Source organism: Janthinobacterium sp. AD80, assembly GCF_002878455.1.
Classification (GTDB): Bacteria; Pseudomonadota; Gammaproteobacteria; order Burkholderiales; family Burkholderiaceae_D; genus Janthinobacterium.
The window spans coordinates 11,838-29,174 of record NZ_NRDQ01000069.1 but is presented as its reverse complement, the minus strand read 5'-3'; the positions used below and the strand labels follow the sequence as shown (position 1 = coordinate 29,174).

Sequence of the window (17,337 nt, the reverse complement as noted above, 5' to 3'; positions counted from 1 at the left end):
GCAGGTGGTCGGTTCGCGTTCGGCCGTCGTGGCCGCCGAGGCGACCACGGCGCGCATCGATTCCGACCTGGCCGATGGCCAGCTGACGGCGCCGCGCGACGGCCGCGTGCAATACCTGGTGGCGCAGCAGGGCGAGGTGCTGGCGGGCGGCGGCAAGGTGCTCAACCTGGTCGACCTGTCCGATGTTTACATGACCTTCTTCCTGCCCGAGACGGCGGCCGGCAAGGTGGCGCTGGGCGGCGAAGTGCGCATCATCCTCGACGCGGCACCCAGTTACGTGATTCCGGCGACGATCTCGTTTGTCGCCGCTAGCGCGCAGTTCACGCCGAAGACGGTGGAAACGGCCAGCGAGCGCCAGAAACTGATGTTCCGGGTAAAAGCGCAGATCAGCCGCGAGCTGCTGCAAAAGCACCTGGCGCTGGTCAAGGTGGGGCTGCCCGGCGTGGCCTGGGTGCGTCTCGATGCCAAGCAGCCATGGCCCGCTGAACTGACGGCGAAGGTTCCGCAGTGAGTGCAGCGGCCACTTCCTTTGTTGTCAGCATCAAGGGCGTCAGCCAGCATTACGGCAAGACGGTAGCCCTCGACGCCATCGACCTGGACGTGCCGGCCGGGCGCATGGTGGGCTTGATCGGTCCCGATGGCGTGGGCAAATCGAGCTTGCTGTCGCTGGTGGCCGGCGCCCGCGCCGTGCAACAGGGCACTGTCATGGCCCTCGGTGGCGACATGCAGGACGCGCGCCACCGCGACGACGTCTGCCCGCGCATCGCCTACATGCCGCAAGGCCTGGGCAAGAATCTGTATCCGACCCTGTCGGTCGAGGAAAACCTGCAGTTTTTCGCGCGCCTGTTCGGCCACGACGCGGCAGAACGGCGCCGCCGCATCGACCAGCTGACCCTGAGCACGGGCCTGCACCCCTTCCTGGCGCGCCCGGCGGGCAAGCTGTCGGGCGGCATGAAGCAGAAGCTGGGCCTGTGCTGCGCCCTGATCCACGATCCCGACCTGCTGATTCTCGATGAGCCGACCACCGGCGTCGATCCGCTGGCGCGCGCCCAGTTCTGGGACCTGATCGCCGGCATTCGCGTGCAGCGCCCGCAAATGAGCGTGATGGTGGCCACCGCCTACATGGACGAGGCGCAGCGCTTCGACTGGCTGGTCGCCATGGATGACGGCAAGGTACTCGACACGGGCACGCCAGCCGAACTGCTGGCGCGCACCGAAAGCGGCAACCTGGAAGCGGCCTTCATCAAGCTGCTGCCCGAGGCCAAGCGCGCGGGCCACCAGCCTGTCGTCATCACGCCGCTGGATGCGGCCAGCGCGCAGGATGTCGCCATCGAGGCAAAAGACCTGACCATGCGCTTTGGCGATTTTACCGCCGTCGACCATGTGAATTTCCGCATCGGCCGCGGTGAAATCTTCGGCTTCCTCGGTTCGAACGGCTGCGGCAAGTCGACCACCATGAAGATGCTCACGGGCCTGTTGCCCGCCACGGAAGGCAAGGCCTGGCTGTTCGGCAAGGAAGTCGATTCCAACGATATCGACACGCGCCGCAGGGTCGGCTACATGTCGCAGGCCTTCTCGCTGTACAGCGAACTGACGGTGCGCCAGAACCTGGTGCTGCACGCGCGCCTGTTCCACGTGCCGGCAGGCGAGATCCCCGCGCGGGTCGACGAGATGGCGCAGCGCTTCGACTTGCGCGAAGTGATGGATGATTTGCCCGACAGCCTGCCGCTGGGCATCCGCCAGCGTTTGTCGCTGGCCGTGGCCATGGTGCACAAGCCGGAAATGCTGATCCTCGACGAGCCGACGTCCGGCGTCGACCCCATCGCGCGCGATAATTTCTGGCGCCTGATGATCGAGCTGGCGCGGCGCGACCACGTCACGATTTTCATTTCCACCCATTTCATGAACGAGGCCGAGCGCTGCGACCGCATCTCGCTGATGCATGCGGGTAAAGTGCTGGTCAGCGATGCGCCGGCCGAACTGGTGAAAAAGCGCGGCAGCGCCACCCTGGAAGACGCCTTCATTTCCTACCTGGAGGAGGCGGGCGGCGCCACGCCGCCCCAGGTGCAGAGCGCCCTGGCCACGCCAGCGACCGAGGTGGCCAAGCCCGCGCCCGAACACCGTCGCAGCCGCTTCAGCCTGGGCCGCATGCTCAGCTACATGTGGCGCGAAACGCTGGAACTGCGGCGCGACCCCGTGCGCCTGACCCTGGCGCTGGGCGGCTCCGTGCTGCTGCTGTTCGTCATCGGTTTCGGCATCAGCCTGGACGTCGAGGACTTGACGTATGCGGTGCTTGACCACGACCAGACGACCCTGAGCCACAATTATGCGAACAACCTGACCGGCTCGCGCTACTTCATCGAGCGCCCGCCCCTGCGCGACTACGCCGATATCGACCAGCGCATGCGCAGCGGCGAACTGTCGCTGGCCATCGAGATCCCGCCCGGCTTCGCGCGCGACGTGCAGCGCGGCGCGCCGGCCCAGGTGGGCGCCTGGATCGATGGCGCCATGCCGATGCGCGCCGAAACCGTGCAAGGCTATGTGCAGGGCATGCACCAGCTGTGGCTGGTCGACCAGGCCCTGCACCGCTATGGCGTGACGATGAACAACCCCGTCGCCATCGAGACGCGCTACCGCTACAACCCGGACGTGAAAAGCCTGCCGGCCATGGTACCGGCGGTGATCCCGTTGCTGCTGCTGATGCTGCCGGCCATGCTGGCGGCGCTGTCCGTGGTGCGCGAAAAGGAACTCGGTTCCATCATCAACCTGTACGTGACACCCGTCACGCGCCTGGAATTCTTGCTCGGCAAGCAGGTGCCGTACGTGGTGCTTGCCATGTTCAACTTCATCCTCATGGCCCTGCTGGCCGTCACCGCCTTCGGCGTGCCGATCAAGGGCAGCCTGCCGACCCTGATCGGCGCCACTTTCATTTTCAATGTCTGCGCCACCGGCATCGGCCTGTTTGCCTCGACGTTTACGCGCAGCCAGATCGCCGCGCTGTTCGTGACCATGATCGGCACCATGATCCCGGCCATCCAGTTTTCCGGCCTGCTCAATCCCGTCTCGTCGATGGAAGGCGTGGGCAAGGCCATCGGCCTGATGTATCCGGCCACGCACATGCTCAATATCAGCCGCGGCGTGTTCAACAAGGCGCTGGGCTTCGGCGACCTGCACGCCTCGTTCTGGCCATTGATCGTGGCGATCCCTGTGATCCTCGGCGTGACGGTGGCGCTGCTGAAGAAACAGGAGAGCTGACATGCGCCACCTTGAAAACATCTACCGCCTGGGCGTGAAGGAAATCTGGAGCCTGATCCGCGATCCCATGATGCTGATCCTGATCCTCTACACGTTCACCCTGGCGATCTACGTGGCCGCCACGGCCAAGCCGGAAACCCTGCACATGGCCTCGATCGCCATCGTTGACGAGGATGGCTCGCCTTTGTCCGGGCGCATCGCCTCGGCCTTCTTCCCGCCGCAATTCACGCCGCCGGCCATGATCAACCAGAGCCAGGTCGATGCGGGCCTCGATGCGGGCCAGTACACCTTCGTGCTGACGATCCCGCCCAAGTTGCAGGCCGACGTGCTGGGCGGGCGCCAGGCGGAGCTGCAGCTGAACGTGGACGCCACGCGCATGAGCCAGGCCTTCAGCGGCAGCGGCTACATCCAGCAGATCGTCGCCGGTGAAATCTCCGAATTCGCCAAACGCTACCGGGGCGCGACGGTGTCGCCCGTGGAACTGGTGATGCGCGCGCGCTTCAATCCTTCGCTGAGCCAGGCCTGGTTTGGCTCGCTGATGGAAATCATCAACCAGGTGACGATGCTGTCGATCATCCTGACTGGTGCGGCCCTGATCCGCGAGCGCGAACACGGCACCATCGAACACTTGCTGGTGATGCCCGTGACGCCGGCCGAAATCATGCTGGGCAAGGTCTGGTCCATGGGCCTGGTGGTGCTGCTGGCCGCCGCCCTGTCGCTGAATCTGGTGGTGCGCGGCATGCTGCATGTGCCGATCGAAGGCTCCATCGCCCTGTTCCTGTGCGGCGCCGCGCTGCACCTGTTTGCCACCACCTCGATGGGTATTTTCCTTGCCACCGTGGCGCGCAGCATGCCGCAGTTCGGCATGCTGCTGATCCTCGTGCTGCTGCCGCTGCAGATGCTGTCGGGCGGCAGCACGCCGCGCGAAAGCATGCCGCAGCTGGTGCAAAACATCATGCTGATCGCGCCCACCACGCATTTCGTCGAATTGAGCCAGGCGATCCTGTACCGCGGCGCCGGCATCGACGTGGTGTGGAAGCCGTTCCTGGCCCTGCTGGCCATCGGCACGGCCCTGTTCACGTTTGCCCTTGCCCGTTTTCGCAAAACCATCAGCCAGATGGCGTAGCCCCCGCGCCGGAATGGTCCGGCGTGTGTTTGCATGAAAAGGATAGCCATGAAAACCGAAGCTGCACCATTTTTCTCCACCGGCGGCCTGCCGTCGCTGGGCATGCTGGGCGACTATGCGCGCGACTCGTGGCAGCGCATCGTGCTGTATGCGGACGTGATGCGCCGCCGCGGCAACCAGTACCAGCAACACCTGGCCGAAGAAGTACCGAACGTGCTCGATTTCCCCGCCGAACTGGTGATGTCGGGCCTGGAGCTGGCGCGACCCGTCAACTATGGCCTGGCGCGCATCCTGACGCCTGACGCGCCCGAACCTGATCCATCGAAACGCCCGTTCGTCGTCGTCGATCCGCGCGCCGGCCACGGCCCCGGCATCGGCGGCTTCAAGGCGGAAAGCGAGATCGGCGTGGCCCTGCGCGCCGGCCACCCCTGCTATTTCATCGGCTTCCTGCCCGACCCGGTACCGGGGCAGACGGTGGAAGACGTCATGCATGCGGAAGCGCAGTTCCTGGAAAAGGTCATCGCCCTGCATCCGCACAGCGAGGGCAAGCCTGTCGTCATCGGCAATTGCCAGGCGGGCTGGCAAATCCTCATGACGGCGGCCATGCGCCCGGACCTGTTCGGCCCCATCATCGTGGCTGGCGCGCCCGTGTCCTACTGGGCCGGCTGGCATGGCCGCAACCCGATGCGCTATGCGGGCGGCCTGATGGGAGGCAGCTGGGCCACGGCGCTGGCGGGCGACCTGGGCAACGGCCGTTTCGACGGCGCCAGCCTGGTGCAGAATTTCGAGAACCTGAACCCGGCCAACACGCTGTGGAACAAGCAGTACAACCTGTACGCGAACATCGACACGGAAGCGCCGCGCTACCTGGAATTTGAAAAATACTGGGGCGGCCACGTCTTCCTGAACGACGTCGAGATGCAGTACATCGTCGACAATCTGTTCATCGGCAACCGCCTGGCGACGGCCGAACTGATCACCTCCGACGGCGTGCGCCTGGACTTGCGCAATATCCGTTCGCCCATCGTCGTGTTCTGCTCGAACGGCGACAACATCACGCCGCCGCCGCAGGCGCTGGGCTGGATCACGGACCTGTACCGCGACGACAACGATGTGCTGATGCACGACCAGACTATCGTCTACGCCGTGCATGACAGCATCGGCCATCTGGGTATTTTTGTTTCGGCCAAGGTGGGACGCAAGGAGCACCAGAAATTTGCCAGCAATATCGACCTGATCAACCTGCTGCCGTCCGGCATCTACCAGGCGCTGATCGTCGACAAGACGCCCGACACGCCGAACGCCGACCTGGCAAGCGGCGACTATGTGCTGCAGGTGGAGCGCCGCAGCATCGAGGACGTGCGCGCCATCGTGCAGCCCAGCGTGGAAAACGACCGCAAGTTCGCCGCCGCCGCGCGCGTTTCCGAAGTCAACCTGGCCCTGTACCGCACCATCGCGCAGCCCTGGGTGCGCGCCATGGTGACGCCGCAAACGGCGCGCTTGCTGCAGCTGTCGCATCCGCTGCGCGTGTCGTACGAACGCTGGACAGACCATAATCCGCTGGCCAGGCTGGTGGAAAAAGAGGCGGAAAAAGTGCGCGCGCACCGCCAGCCGGTGGCGCCCGACAATCCGCTGCTGGCCATGCAGGAGGCGGTGTCCGGCGCCATCACGGCAGGCTTGAACAGCTGGCGCGACTGGCGCGACAGCATGCAAGAAGCCACTTTCGACATGGTGTACGGCTCGCCGCTGGTGCAGGCCCTGGCGGGCCTGAGCCCCAGCGACGCCACACCGCCGCGCCCCCATCCCGGCATCTCGCCCGAGCATTGCGAATACGTGCGCTGCGAAACGCGCAAGATGGAAGAAGACATGGAACGGGGCGGCCTGGTGGAAGCGGCCGTGCGCGCGCTGTTCTATATCTATCGCTTCCGCATGATCGCCGATGAGCGCCGCGTCAACCTGGCGCTGAAACTGATCAAGCCGCAGTACCGGCAGGACTTCAGCATGGAGGAATTCCGTCACATCGTGCGCCAGCAGGCGCGCCTGATGATGCATGACTTCGATGCCGCCGTCGCCGCCCTGCCGACACTGTTGTCGGGCGCCGAACCGGAATCCATCCGCGCGCTGGCCGAATGGCTGCAGCAGGTGCTGCAGGTGCCCGAAGCGCCGACACCGGACGAGGAAGCGAGCCTGCGGCAGATGCTGGACGTCTTCGACCGCGCCGCGAAGGCGCAAAACAAAGCGCAGCCGCCCGCTGTGGCAGAATCAAAGCCAGCAGCCGTACCGACGACGAAGCCAAAAGCCAAACCCGCCAAGAACACTACCACTGCCTAGAAGGCCAAGATGACCACCACCCAAGACGATGATTTGAATATCGTGCGCAACCGCACCTTCGAGCAGATCGCCATCGGCGATACCGCCAGCATCACGCGCACCCTGAGCATGGACGATATCGCCCTGTTCGCGGTGATGTCGGGCGACGACAACCCCCAGCACCTGGATACGGAATTTGCCGCTTCCACCCGCTACGAGGGCGTGATCGCCCATGGCATGTGGGGTGCGGCCCTCATTTCCGCCGTGCTGGGCACGCGCCTGCCCGGCGCCGGCACCGTCTACACGGGCCAGACCCTGCGCTTTTTGCAGCCCGTGCGCGTGGGCGATACCCTGGCCATCAGCGTCACCGTCACGGCACTCGATCCGCGCAGTCGCCACGTGACCCTGGCCTGCCGCTGCGTCAACCAGCATGGCGCCGTGGTGCTCGATGGCGAGGCGCAGGTGATCGCGCCGGCCGAGCAGATCGAACGCAAACGGGCCACCCTGCCGGAAGTGCGTCTGCACAACGGCGATGGCACGCGCCGCCTGCTGGAGCATGCGCGCACCCTCGGTCCCATCAAGGTGGCGGTGGTCCATCCTTGCGATGAACTGAGCCTGTCCGGCGCGCTTGACGCGTATGCGGCCGGCCTGATCATCCCTGTGCTGGTGGCGCCGCGCGCGCGCCTGGAAGCCGTGGCGCTGGAGGCGGGCCTGAGCCTGGAAGGCATCGCCATCGAGGATGTCGAGCATAGCCATGCGGCGGCCGCGCGCGGCGCCGAACTGGCGGGCAAGGGCGAAGTCGAGGCGATCATGAAAGGCAGCCTGCACACGGATGAACTGATGTCGGCCGTGCTGGTGGCCAGCGCCGGCCTGCGTACCAAGCGCCGCATCAGCCACTGCTTCCTGATGCAGACGCCCGCATATCCGCGTCCGTTCATCATCACGGACGCCGCCATCAATATCGCGCCGAACCTGGCCATGAAGGCCGACATCGTGCGCAACGCCATCGACCTGGCGCACGTGATCGGCGTGGCCCAGCCGCGCGTGGCCATCCTGGCCGCCGTGGAAACGGTCAACGCCGACATGCCGGCCACCCTGGATGCGGCGGCCCTGTGCAAGATGGCTGACCGTGGCCAGATCACGGGCGCCATCCTCGACGGTCCGCTGGCCTTTGACAACGCCGTGTCGATCGCCGCCGCCACCGTCAAGGGCATCGTCTCGGAAGTAGCTGGCCGCGCCGACATCCTGCTGGTGCCTGACCTGGAAAGCGGCAACATGCTGGCCAAGCAGCTTGAATACATGGGCGACGCGGACAGTGCAGGCATCGTGCTGGGCGCGAAAATCCCCGTCATTCTCACCAGCCGCGCCGATTCGCGCGCCAGCCGCATCGCCTCGTGCGCCATTGCCGTGATGCTGGCCAACCATTATCGGAGCACGCCGCCATGAACACCGCCGTCCAACACGCCGATGGCAGCCTGATCCTGGTGCTCAATTGCGGCTCGTCGAGCATCAAGTTTGCCCTCTTCGAACAAAGCGGCGGCGTGCTGCCGCAGCAGGCGCAATGGAGCGGCAAGGTCGAAGGCATCGGCCGCGAAAACGCCAGCTACCGTGCCGGCGGCCAGCCCGCAGAGGCCCTGCAACTGGACCCGCAGCAGCCGCATCACGCGGCCCTGGCGCATATCCGCGAAAAGGTCGTCGAACGCCTGGCAGGCCGTCCACTGCGCGCCGTGGCGCACCGCGTGGTGCATGGCGGCAGCAAATATTTCGCTCCCGTGCGCATCGACTTCAAGGTATTGGCCGACCTGAAAAGCTTTGTGCCGCTGGCGCCCCTGCACCAGCCATTCGCGCTCGAAGCCATCGAGGTGCTGCTGGAATCACGGCCCGACATCGCCCAGGTGGCGTGCTTCGACACGGCTTTCCACCACACGGTGCCGCAGGTCGAGCAGATGCTGGCGCTGCCGTACGATGCGTGGGAGCGGGGCTTGCGCCGCTATGGCTTCCACGGCCTGTCGTATGAATACCAGTCGCTGGTGCTGGAGCAGCGCTTCGGCGCCGTCGCGCGTGGCAAGGTCATCGTGGCCCACCTGGGCAGCGGCGCCAGCCTGTGCGCCATGGAGAACCTGCACAGCGTGGCCACCACCATGGGCTTTTCCGCGCTAGACGGCCTGATGATGGGCACGCGCTGCGGTTCGCTCGACCCGGGCGCCGTCATCTACCTGATGGAAATCGAAAAGCTGTCGCTGGAAAAAGTGGCGCATGTGCTGTACCACGAATCGGGCTTGCTGGGCGTGTCGGGCGTATCGGCCGACCCGCCCATCCTGCTGGCGCAGCAGGACCGGCAGGATGCGACGGGCGAGCGCATCCGCGCCGCGCTGGCTTTATATATCCGCCGCATCGTGCGCGAGATCGGCGCCCTGACGGCCGTGCTGGGTGGGCTGGACATGCTGGTGTTTACGGCCGGTATCGGCGAGCACAGCGCGGAGCTGCGCCAGCGCATCTGCGCCGAACTGGGCTTCATCGGCCCCGTGCTCGATGCGCATGCCAATGCGCGCAACGCCAGCCTGATTTCCAGCGACGCCAGCCGCATCGTGGTGGGCGTGGAACCGGCCAACGAAGAGTGGGTGGCCGCCCGCCATGCGGCGCTGGCCGTGGGGGCATGAGTTTTTAGGTGGCCTGCGGCGCTCGGCGGGAAATTTGCCGAATTGAACATATTTCCCCTTGAGTGCGCTAACGCACTGTGCGGTGTGGGAGTTATCTTTACTATGAAGTCATGCCATCGCGCTACATCAAGAAACAGCGCGGTGCCTGGCAAATTTGGAACATTTTGCCCGCCTTTAGTAAAAATAACTCGAATCCATATTGAAAGGTCTCATCATGAACAAATTACTCGCCACCCTGATCGCTACCCTGTTTGCCACCGCTGCCATCGCGCAAACGCCAGTTACCCCAGCTGTTGCCAGCGCCCAGGCGTCTGCGCAGCATGACATCAACAAGGCTGCCAACAAGGAAGCCAAAGTCGATGCCAAGGCTGACGCCAATGTCGCCAAGGCGGAAATGAAGGCTGACGAAAAGAAAGCCGACGCCCAGCACAAGGCAAATAAAACCAAGGCCAAGGCCCACGACAAGGTGGTCGACGCCGATCCGGAAGATAAAATGAAGGCGCAAGCCAAGGCTGACAAGTCCGCCGCCAAGGCCGATGCCAAAGCACACAAGGCCGCCGTGAATGCAGACGCCAAAGTGGCCAAGGAAAAAGTGGAAGCGAACCAGGATAAAGCCATCGCCGCCACCAAAACCGAAGAAGCCAAGGCCAAGGCCGATGCTGAAGTCAAGGCCGCCGCCGCCAAGTAATTCCCTGTTTGCGGGCTGCGGCCCGCACACCCAAAAGACAGCTTCGGCTGTCTTTTTTTTCGTCCGTCACCTTGCGCCAAAGCCGCTGCCAGTCTTGATCCCGCGCAAATGCTCGCCTTGTCGCCATGCCATAGTGGGTTGGCAACCAGACCAAGGAGACATCATGAGCACTTCCAAACCGAAAAAAAAACGCCGGCCACCGGTTCCGCGGCAGGCGCGCCCGCCACGTCCGCCATGCAGCCCATGCCGGTCGAAGGCGATGTGCAGGCCGATGGCAGCGGCACGGATGCCGGCGATGCCATGCCCGGTGCGCGCCCGGGCGTGTCGTATGTCGACCAGGCCGGCGGCGTCGCGCCCAGCGGCATGCCCGCTGGCGGCATGCAGCAGGCGCAGGGATCGCCGGGCATGGCGGGCGGCAGTGGCATGCCATCGGCCGATGGCGGCGGCATGGATGCCGGATTCGCTGGCGGTGGCGGCAACGGCGGCAATGGTGGCGGCATGGGGCCAGGTGGCGGCGGGCAGGGGGGCCGCACGCCGCAGGTGCGCACCTGCGCCACGATGGACGTGCACCGGCGCCTGCTGAGCGAAGATCCCGGCTATGCGAGCGTGCGCGACGAGATTGAAAACCTGGCCGGCCTGTACGCCGCCGATGGCGCCATCGCCGGGCGCACGGGGGTGACGCACATCCCGGTGGTGGTGCACGTGGTGTGGAATACGGCGGCGCAGAATATCTCGGATGCGCAGATCGCCAGCCAGATCGATGTGCTCAACCGCGACTTCCGCCGCGTCAATCCGGATGTGGCCAGCACGCCGGCGCCGTTCCTGCCGCTGACGGCCGATGCGCGCGTGGAATTCGCGCTGGCCACGACCGATCCGCACGGCGCGGCCACCAATGGCATCGAACGGCGCGAGACGACGCTGGCGTCTTTTGGCGCCGACGATGCCGTCAAGGCGCAGGCGACGGGCGGCATGGATGCCTGGCCGGCCGACAGCTACCTGAATATCTGGGTCTGCCAGCTGGGCGGCGGCTTGCTGGGCTACGCGCAGTTTCCCGGCGGCCCGGCCGCCACCGACGGCGTGGTGATCCTGCAATCGGCCTTCGGCACGAGCGGCACGGCCGCGCCGCCCTTCCACCTGGGCCGCACGGCCACGCATGAAATCGGCCACTGGCTGAACCTGAACCATATCTGGGGCGATGACGGCACCGGGTGCTCGGGCACGGACAACGTGGCCGATACGCCGAACCAGGGCGGACCGAATACAGGGCAGCCATCGTTCCCGCACGTTTCCTGCAGCAACGGGCCGAATGGCGACATGTTCATGAACTACATGGATTACGTCGACGATCCCGCCATGTTCATGTTCACCACGGGCCAGGTGGCGCGCATGCAGGCTTGCCTCGACGGCCCGCGCGCGACCATCGGCACGGGTGGCGGCGGTGGCGGCGCCACGCCGCGCCAGAGTTCCTCGCCGGTGCTGGCCTGGGGCGCGAACCGCCTCGATATTTTCGTGCTGGGCACCGACCGCGCGCTGTACCACAAGGCCTGGAATGGCGCGGGCTGGGCACCGTCCGCCATCGGCTATGAAGCGCAGGGCGGCATCGGGACCAGCGCGCCGCAGGTGGTATCGTGGGGAGAAAACCGCCTCGATGTCTTCGTCACGGGCACGGACAGCGGCTTGTTCCACAAATGGTGGAATGGCACGGCCTGGGGGCCGTCGCTGACGGGCTACGAAGCCATGGGCGGCCTGTGCGTGGGCGATCCGCGCGCCGTGGCCTGGGGAGCGAACCGGCTCGATGTGTTTGTCGTCGGCACCGACCGCGGCCTGCATCACAAGTGGTGGAACGGCAGCGCCTGGGGACCGTCCTTGACCGGCTACGAAGCCATGGGCGGCATCTGTCTGGGCCAGCCCGAAGCGGTGGCATGGGCGCCGAACCGGCTCGATGTATTTGTGATCGGCAGCGACCGCGCGCTGTACCACAAGTGGTGGGATGGCGCGAAATGGGGACCGTCGCTGACCGGTTACGAACGGCTGGGCGGCATCTGCACTTCATCGCCGAAGGCCGTGGCCTGGGGGCCGAACCGCCTCGACGTGTTTGTCACCGGCACCGATGGCGCGCTGTACCACAAGTGGTGGGACGGCGCCAAATGGGGGCCTTCCAGCGATGGCTTCGAGCGCCTGGGCGGCGTCTGCGTGGGCGAAGTGGAAGCCGTGTCGTGGGCGCCCAACCGGCTTGACCTGTTCGTCATCGGCACGGACAGCGCGCTGTATCACAAGGCGTGGAATGGCACGGCCTGGTCGCCCTCCCTGACGGGGTTTGAGAACCTGGGAGGCGTGTGCACCTCGCGTCCGCGCGCCACGGCCTGGGCGGAAAACCGCCTCGACGTCTTTGTCACGGGCACGAATGGCGCCCTGTTCCACAAGGCCTGGAACGGCACGGCATGGTCGCCTTCAGTGACTGGCTATGAAAACCTGGGCGGCGTGGTATCGTGCTTCTGAGGGGGGAATGAGCATGCACGGCATGAACACCGCACTGCCCAGCGGCAGCTGGACGCATTCGTTCGAGGAGGATGCGGACGGCGTCGAAGTGTACCGGCCCACGGCCACCTTTCCTTTCCCGCCCAGCCGCAAGGGGCGCAAGGTGCTGGAATTCGAGGCCGGCGCCGGCAACATGGCCGCCGGCGGCATGCGCATGACCAGCATGTCGCCCGGTCCCGACGACCGGCCCCGCGCCGGGCCGGCCGCACAATTGCTGCCCCTGGGCACGGGCCGCTATGCGCTGTCCGGCACCCGGGCGGCGCAGCAGGACGTGATTGAAATCGTCGAAGCCACGCCCGAGATACTGCGCCTGGCGCGTCGCCGGGAAGGCAATCCCTAGCATCTGGCCGCGTCCTGGCGAAAAAAAAGACAGGCAAGCCTGTCTTTTTTATGCCGCCGGCTTTTAGCCGATGGCCGCCATCGATACAGGCTTCAGTTTCGCCGCCAGCTGCTTGCCCTTGCGCGCGCGTTTGCCGAAGTGCTCGGCCAGGGCCGTGGCGCCCAGCGACGCATCCTGCGGTTTCGAGGCCCGGCCGATACCGGAAACCACCACGCCGCGCTGCGTGATCGGCTGCACGGCCAGCAGCTTGTCCTTGCCTTCCAGGTCGATCAGTTTTACGCCGGTGCCGCCCTTGGACAGGGTTTTCATTTCATCGAGGCCGAACACCAGCAGGCGCGCGCCTTCCGTCAGGCAGGCCACGGCGCTGGCTGCGTCCGGAATGACTTTCGGTTCGAGCGGCATATCGCCTTCGTCCAGCGAGATGAAGGCCTTGCCGCCTTTCAGACGGCTGACCATGTCGCCCGCCTTGGCGATGAAGCCATAGCCGGCGCTCGATGCCAGCAGCAGGCTGGTGGCGCCATTGCCCGCAAAGTAATGCAGGATGCGCACGGCGTTGCCCGGCGTGCCGCCGCTCAGGTCGCACAGAGTCGTGATCGGCACGCCGTCGCCACGCGCGTTGGGCAGCGCGGACACGGGCACAGAGTAAATCTTGCCGTTGTTGCCAAAGCCCAGCAGGGTATCGACGGTGCGGCACTCGAAGGCGCCATGCAGGGAATCGCCCGCCTTGAACGTGAATTGCGCCGCATCGTGGCCGATGCCGGTGCGCGCGCGCACCCAGCCTTTTTCCGAAATGATGACGGTGACGGGTTCGTCGACCACCTTCTGTTCGGCCACGGCTTTCTGCGCTTCCTCGATCAGGGTGCGGCGCGCGTCGCCGAACTGCTTGGCGTCCGCTTCGATCTCGCGGATGATGGCGCGTTTCATCGAGCCCGGGTTGTCGAGCAGGTCCTGCAGCGACTTTTCTTCCTTGCGCAACTCGGCCAGTTCCTGCTGGATCTTGATCGTTTCCAGGCGCGCCAGTTGGCGCAAACGGATTTCCAGGATATCGTCGGCCTGGCGTTCGGACAGCTTGAATGCGTCGATCAGGGCCGCTTTCGGTTCATCCGAATTGCGGATGATCTGGATCACCTTGTCGATATTGAGCAGGATCGCTTCGCGCCCTTCCAGGATATGGATGCGGTCCTTGACCTTGCCCAGTTTGTAGCCCGTGCGGCGGGTGACGGTCTCGAAGCGGAAATCGATCCACTCGCGCAGGATGTCGCCCAGGCCTTTCTGGCGCGGACGGCCATCGCCGCCGATCATCACCAGGTTGATCGAAGTCGACGATTCCAGCGAGGTATGCGCCAGCAGCATCAGCATGAATTCCGTCTGGTCCTGGTTCTTCGATTTCGGTTCGAATACCAGGCGCACGGGCGCGGCGCGGCCCGATTCGTCGCGGATGGTGTCGAGCGAATTGAGGATCAGCGCCTTCAGGGCCACCTGTTCCGGCGACAAGGCCTTCTTGCCCAGCTTGATTTTCGGATTCGTCAGTTCTTCGATCTCTTCCAGCACCTTCTGCGACGAGGTGCCGGGCGGCAGTTCCGTGACGACAGCTTGCCACTGGCCGCGCGCCAGTTCCTCGATCTTCCAGCGCGCGCGCACCTTCATGCTGCCACGGCCGCTCGCGTACATGTCCTGGATCTGCGATGGCGGCGTGATGATCTGGCCGCCGCCGGGGAAATCGGGGCCGGGCATGATGGCCATCAGTTCGGCGTGCGTGATCTTCGGATCGCGGATCATGGCGACGGCGGCTTTCGCCACTTCCGTCAGGTTGTGCGACGGGATTTCCGTCGCCAGGCCGACGGCGATGCCGGAGGCGCCGTTCAGCAGCACCATCGGCAGGCGCGCCGGCAGCAGCTTCGGCTCCTCCGTCGAACCGTCGTAGTTGGGCTGGAAATCCACCGTGCCCATGCCGATTTCATCCATCAGCAGCTTGGCGATCGGCGTCAGACGCGCTTCCGTGTAACGCATGGCCGCCGCGCCGTCGCCGTCGCGCGAGCCGAAGTTGCCCTGGCCGTCGATCAGCGGGTAGCGCAGCGAAAAATCCTGCGCCATGCGCACCAGCGCGTCATACACGGACTGGTCGCCGTGCGGATGCAATTTACCCAGCACGTCGCCGACCACGGCCGCCGATTTGCGCGGCTTCGCCGTGGAATTGAGGCCCAGCTCATTCATCGCATACAGGATGCGGCGCTGCACCGGCTTCTGGCCATCGCAGACGTCGGGCAGGGCGCGGCCCTTGACGACGGAGATGGCGTAATCGAGATAAGCGCGCTCGGCAAAGGTGGAAAGGGTCAGCGCTTCGCCGTCGAATACCGGTTCATCCGGCTCGATCGGCTCAGGCTGGGCATCGTCAAATAAATTGGTTTGTGTGGACATGGCGCTTGTTTCGGTGTTAAGTGGTTGCGGTTGAATTCATGGAGCTGATTATGACAGCCCGGGTCGGGATAAGGCGGCGCCGTAGCGCAGATAGATGCAGCGTAGGGTGAAGTACAGCACGATCAGGGCCAGTTCGACGCCGTTATGCATCATCGACATGGCGCGCACGGGCGCGGCCTGGCCGGCCAGCAAAAAGCTGCCAAGGGACGGCACCAGCACCAGCGGCCAGACCGTCCGCCAGCGCAAATCGCTGGGCGAGATCAGCAGGCCGGCGCACGACCAGGCATACAGCGCGGCGCCGAGCGGCACGGCTGGCAGCAACTGCAAATACAGGGGCAGCAGCAGGGCGGCGCAGCCGACCAGCCATGCCAGGCGCAGGCGCGGCAAATGCGCCACGGGCAAGCCGCATTCCTCATACAGGCCGCCGGCGCTGCGCAAGGCCAGCAGTAACAGGCAAAACATCATGGGCATGCCATTGGCGATGACGAGTGCCGTGGAGCCCGTGCCGTTCATGAACAGGGCGGCGACCAGCGCCAGGCCCAGCGCAGCGGCGAGCAGCACGCCGTTGAGCAGTTGGCGGTTCATGGCATAGGCCAGCAGCGCCGAGGCGCACAAGCCCACCGAGGTGGCGATGCGCAGCGCCTCGCCCCGTTCGGGCAGGAACAGCGATAGCGCCAGCAGCACATAGGGCACGATCCAGGCCAGCTGCAGCAGCCCGTGACGCTGCCGCAGCACGGGCAGGCGCTCCAGCAATGCTTCCTGCAGCGCGTGCAGGCGCGCGAACAGGGGCGCGGGCCAGCGCAGCGCGTGCATGGCCAGCAGGACAAAGGCCAGCGCCTGGCATCCCAGCAGGCTGGCATATGCGCCCATGTCGCCCAGGCTGACGCCGGCGACCTTGAACAGGCTGGACAAAATGAGGTGCAGCACGAAGCCCAGACCCGCCGAGGCGAAGGCCGTCTGCTTGAAATAGCGGCGCGAAAAAACCGCCTGTTCCCATTGTTCGAACAGGTCGATGTCGAGTTTGTAGGCCAGCATTTCGGTGTGATGCCAGCGTATCGTCTGCAGCAGCTCGCGCAGCTGCAGGTTGAATTTTTTGTCCAGCATCTGGCGCGCATAGGCCGACGGCGGCTGCTGCGACATGATGCAGTCCAGGCCGGGATAGCTGTCGCGGTTGTCGTTGAAATGGGCGAACGAGCGGTCGGCCCGGTAGCGGTGCACGGCAGCGCGCACCAGGTCGCCATGGCGGCGCGCCAGGTAGGAAAAATCAAATTCCCAGCCCAGTTGCTCGAACAGGGCGTTGCGCAGCGACAACTCATAGCCGGCGCTGGCGCAATAGCGCAGCGCGCACAGGTCGAATTCCTCGCGCACGTCGAGGTTGAGCAATTCCTCGCGCTCGAGGAAGCCTGCCAGCAGCGTGGCCGCGTCGCGGCGTCGCGACTGCTCCAGGAATGCCTGCCACAGGCTGGCGCCTTCCTGGACGGGATCGATGGCGACCACGCCCCATTTTTCCGGCGGCCGTGCGCGTTCCCGCGCTGCTTCGTCGGGGACGCCCCACAGCTCCGCAGGCGCTTCCTGATGTTCCTGCCCTGCGTCGGCGATCACGCCCCACAGTTCAGGCTGGGCTTCCACGGGCGCTTCGTCTGCCGGCGCTTGCTCCTGCAGTGGTACGGATGGCGCCAGGCCGGCGGCTGTTTGCCAGTCGGACGCGGGTGCCGCAGACAGATCCGCCGGATCCGGCTGCGCCAGTTCAGTCGCCGGTGTGGCGTGCATCTGCGCCATTTCTTCGGCAAAGCGCGGCGCATGGCGCAGCGCATATTCATAGGCGTCGCGCAGTTGCTGGAAGGCGACCGCGTCGTCCTCGGGCCGCGTTACCTTCAGGCGTTTCGCGTAAGCGCGCTTGATGGCGCGCTCGTCGCCCGTCGGCGCCGTGTCGAGGATGTCCCACAGGCTGCGCTCAGCGCCATGCATGCCGCCGTCCATCAGACGTCGCTCCCGTTAGGGG

Annotated in this window: 11 protein-coding genes; 9 read left to right on the top strand and 2 right to left on the bottom strand. The window is 65.5% G+C overall.

Features of this window, described 5'->3' with window-relative positions:
• From JaAD80_RS14925 to JaAD80_RS14885, 9 genes are all read left to right on the top strand, one after another.
• Positions 1–511 (top strand): HlyD family secretion protein (locus JaAD80_RS14925; RefSeq protein ID WP_146012397.1); only part of this gene is annotated, 511 nt, incomplete at its 5' end.
• The gene (gene rbbA, locus JaAD80_RS14920) at positions 508–3,255 is read left to right on the top strand and encodes a ribosome-associated ATPase/putative transporter RbbA (RefSeq protein WP_102295101.1); all 2,748 of its coding nucleotides are present in this window, start codon (positions 508–510) and stop codon (positions 3,253–3,255) included. The genes JaAD80_RS14925 and rbbA, both read left to right, overlap by 4 nt.
• A gap of 1 nt (position 3,256) precedes the next feature.
• Entirely contained in the window at positions 3,257–4,381 is a 1,125-nt protein-coding gene (locus JaAD80_RS14915; RefSeq protein ID WP_102295099.1) for an ABC transporter permease, read from the top strand.
• Positions 4,382–4,483: 102 nt separating this feature from the next.
• The gene (locus tag JaAD80_RS14910; protein ID WP_258003008.1) at positions 4,484–6,712 is read left to right on the top strand and encodes a DUF3141 domain-containing protein; all 2,229 of its coding nucleotides are present in this window, start codon (positions 4,484–4,486) and stop codon (positions 6,710–6,712) included.
• Between the two features lie 9 nt (positions 6,713–6,721).
• Positions 6,722–8,137: a bifunctional enoyl-CoA hydratase/phosphate acetyltransferase gene (locus JaAD80_RS14905; protein ID WP_102295096.1), complete on the top strand. Its 1,416-nt coding sequence runs from the start codon at positions 6,722–6,724 to the stop codon at positions 8,135–8,137.
• Positions 8,134–9,351 carry an acetate/propionate family kinase gene (locus JaAD80_RS14900; RefSeq protein WP_102295094.1) on the top strand — a complete coding sequence of 406 codons (1,218 nt, stop codon included), beginning with the start codon at positions 8,134–8,136 and terminating at the stop codon, positions 9,349–9,351. The genes JaAD80_RS14905 and JaAD80_RS14900 overlap by 4 nt, the downstream gene beginning before the upstream one ends.
• Positions 9,352–9,565: 214 nt before the next feature.
• Positions 9,566–10,039, top strand: coding sequence for a hypothetical protein (locus tag JaAD80_RS14895; RefSeq protein ID WP_102295093.1), 474 nt, complete (start codon positions 9,566–9,568; stop codon positions 10,037–10,039).
• A gap of 234 nt (positions 10,040–10,273) precedes the next feature.
• Positions 10,274–12,538, top strand: a complete 2,265-nt coding sequence (locus JaAD80_RS14890; RefSeq protein ID WP_308410613.1) for a M43 family zinc metalloprotease — start codon at positions 10,274–10,276, stop codon at positions 12,536–12,538.
• A gap of 22 nt (positions 12,539–12,560) precedes the next feature.
• Positions 12,561–12,917 carry a hypothetical protein gene (locus tag JaAD80_RS14885; protein ID WP_146012396.1) on the top strand — a complete coding sequence of 119 codons (357 nt, stop codon included), beginning with the start codon at positions 12,561–12,563 and terminating at the stop codon, positions 12,915–12,917.
• 63 nt (positions 12,918–12,980) lie between these two features.
• Here the strand turns inward: JaAD80_RS14885 and parC are convergent, their stop codons facing one another.
• Positions 12,981–15,335: a DNA topoisomerase IV subunit A gene (parC, locus tag JaAD80_RS14880; RefSeq protein WP_102295090.1), complete on the bottom strand. Its 2,355-nt coding sequence runs from the start codon at positions 15,333–15,335 to the stop codon at positions 12,981–12,983.
• Between the two features lie 48 nt (positions 15,336–15,383).
• The gene (locus JaAD80_RS14875; protein ID WP_146012395.1) at positions 15,384–17,303 is read right to left on the bottom strand and encodes a J domain-containing protein; all 1,920 of its coding nucleotides are present in this window, start codon (positions 17,301–17,303) and stop codon (positions 15,384–15,386) included.
• Positions 17,304–17,337 lie beyond the last annotated feature (34 nt).

Excerpts from the sequence above, each read along its gene's own strand:
- JaAD80_RS14915 (WP_102295099.1), top strand. The coding sequence starts at position 3,257 with ATGCGCCACCTTGAAAACATCTACCGCCTGGGCGTGAAGGAAATCTGG.
- JaAD80_RS14910 (WP_258003008.1), top strand. The coding sequence starts at position 4,484 with ATGCTGGGCGACTATGCGCGCGACTCGTGGCAGCGCATCGTGCTGTAT.
- JaAD80_RS14905 (WP_102295096.1), top strand. The coding sequence starts at position 6,722 with ATGACCACCACCCAAGACGATGATTTGAATATCGTGCGCAACCGCACC.
- JaAD80_RS14900 (WP_102295094.1), top strand. The coding sequence starts at position 8,134 with ATGAACACCGCCGTCCAACACGCCGATGGCAGCCTGATCCTGGTGCTC.
- JaAD80_RS14895 (WP_102295093.1), top strand. The coding sequence starts at position 9,566 with ATGAACAAATTACTCGCCACCCTGATCGCTACCCTGTTTGCCACCGCT.
- JaAD80_RS14890 (WP_308410613.1), top strand. The coding sequence starts at position 10,274 with ATGCAGCCCATGCCGGTCGAAGGCGATGTGCAGGCCGATGGCAGCGGC.
- JaAD80_RS14885 (WP_146012396.1), top strand. The coding sequence starts at position 12,561 with ATGAACACCGCACTGCCCAGCGGCAGCTGGACGCATTCGTTCGAGGAG.
- parC (WP_102295090.1), bottom strand. The coding sequence starts at position 15,335 with ATGTCCACACAAACCAATTTATTTGACGATGCCCAGCCTGAGCCGATC.
- JaAD80_RS14875 (WP_146012395.1), bottom strand. The coding sequence starts at position 17,303 with ATGCATGGCGCTGAGCGCAGCCTGTGGGACATCCTCGACACGGCGCCG.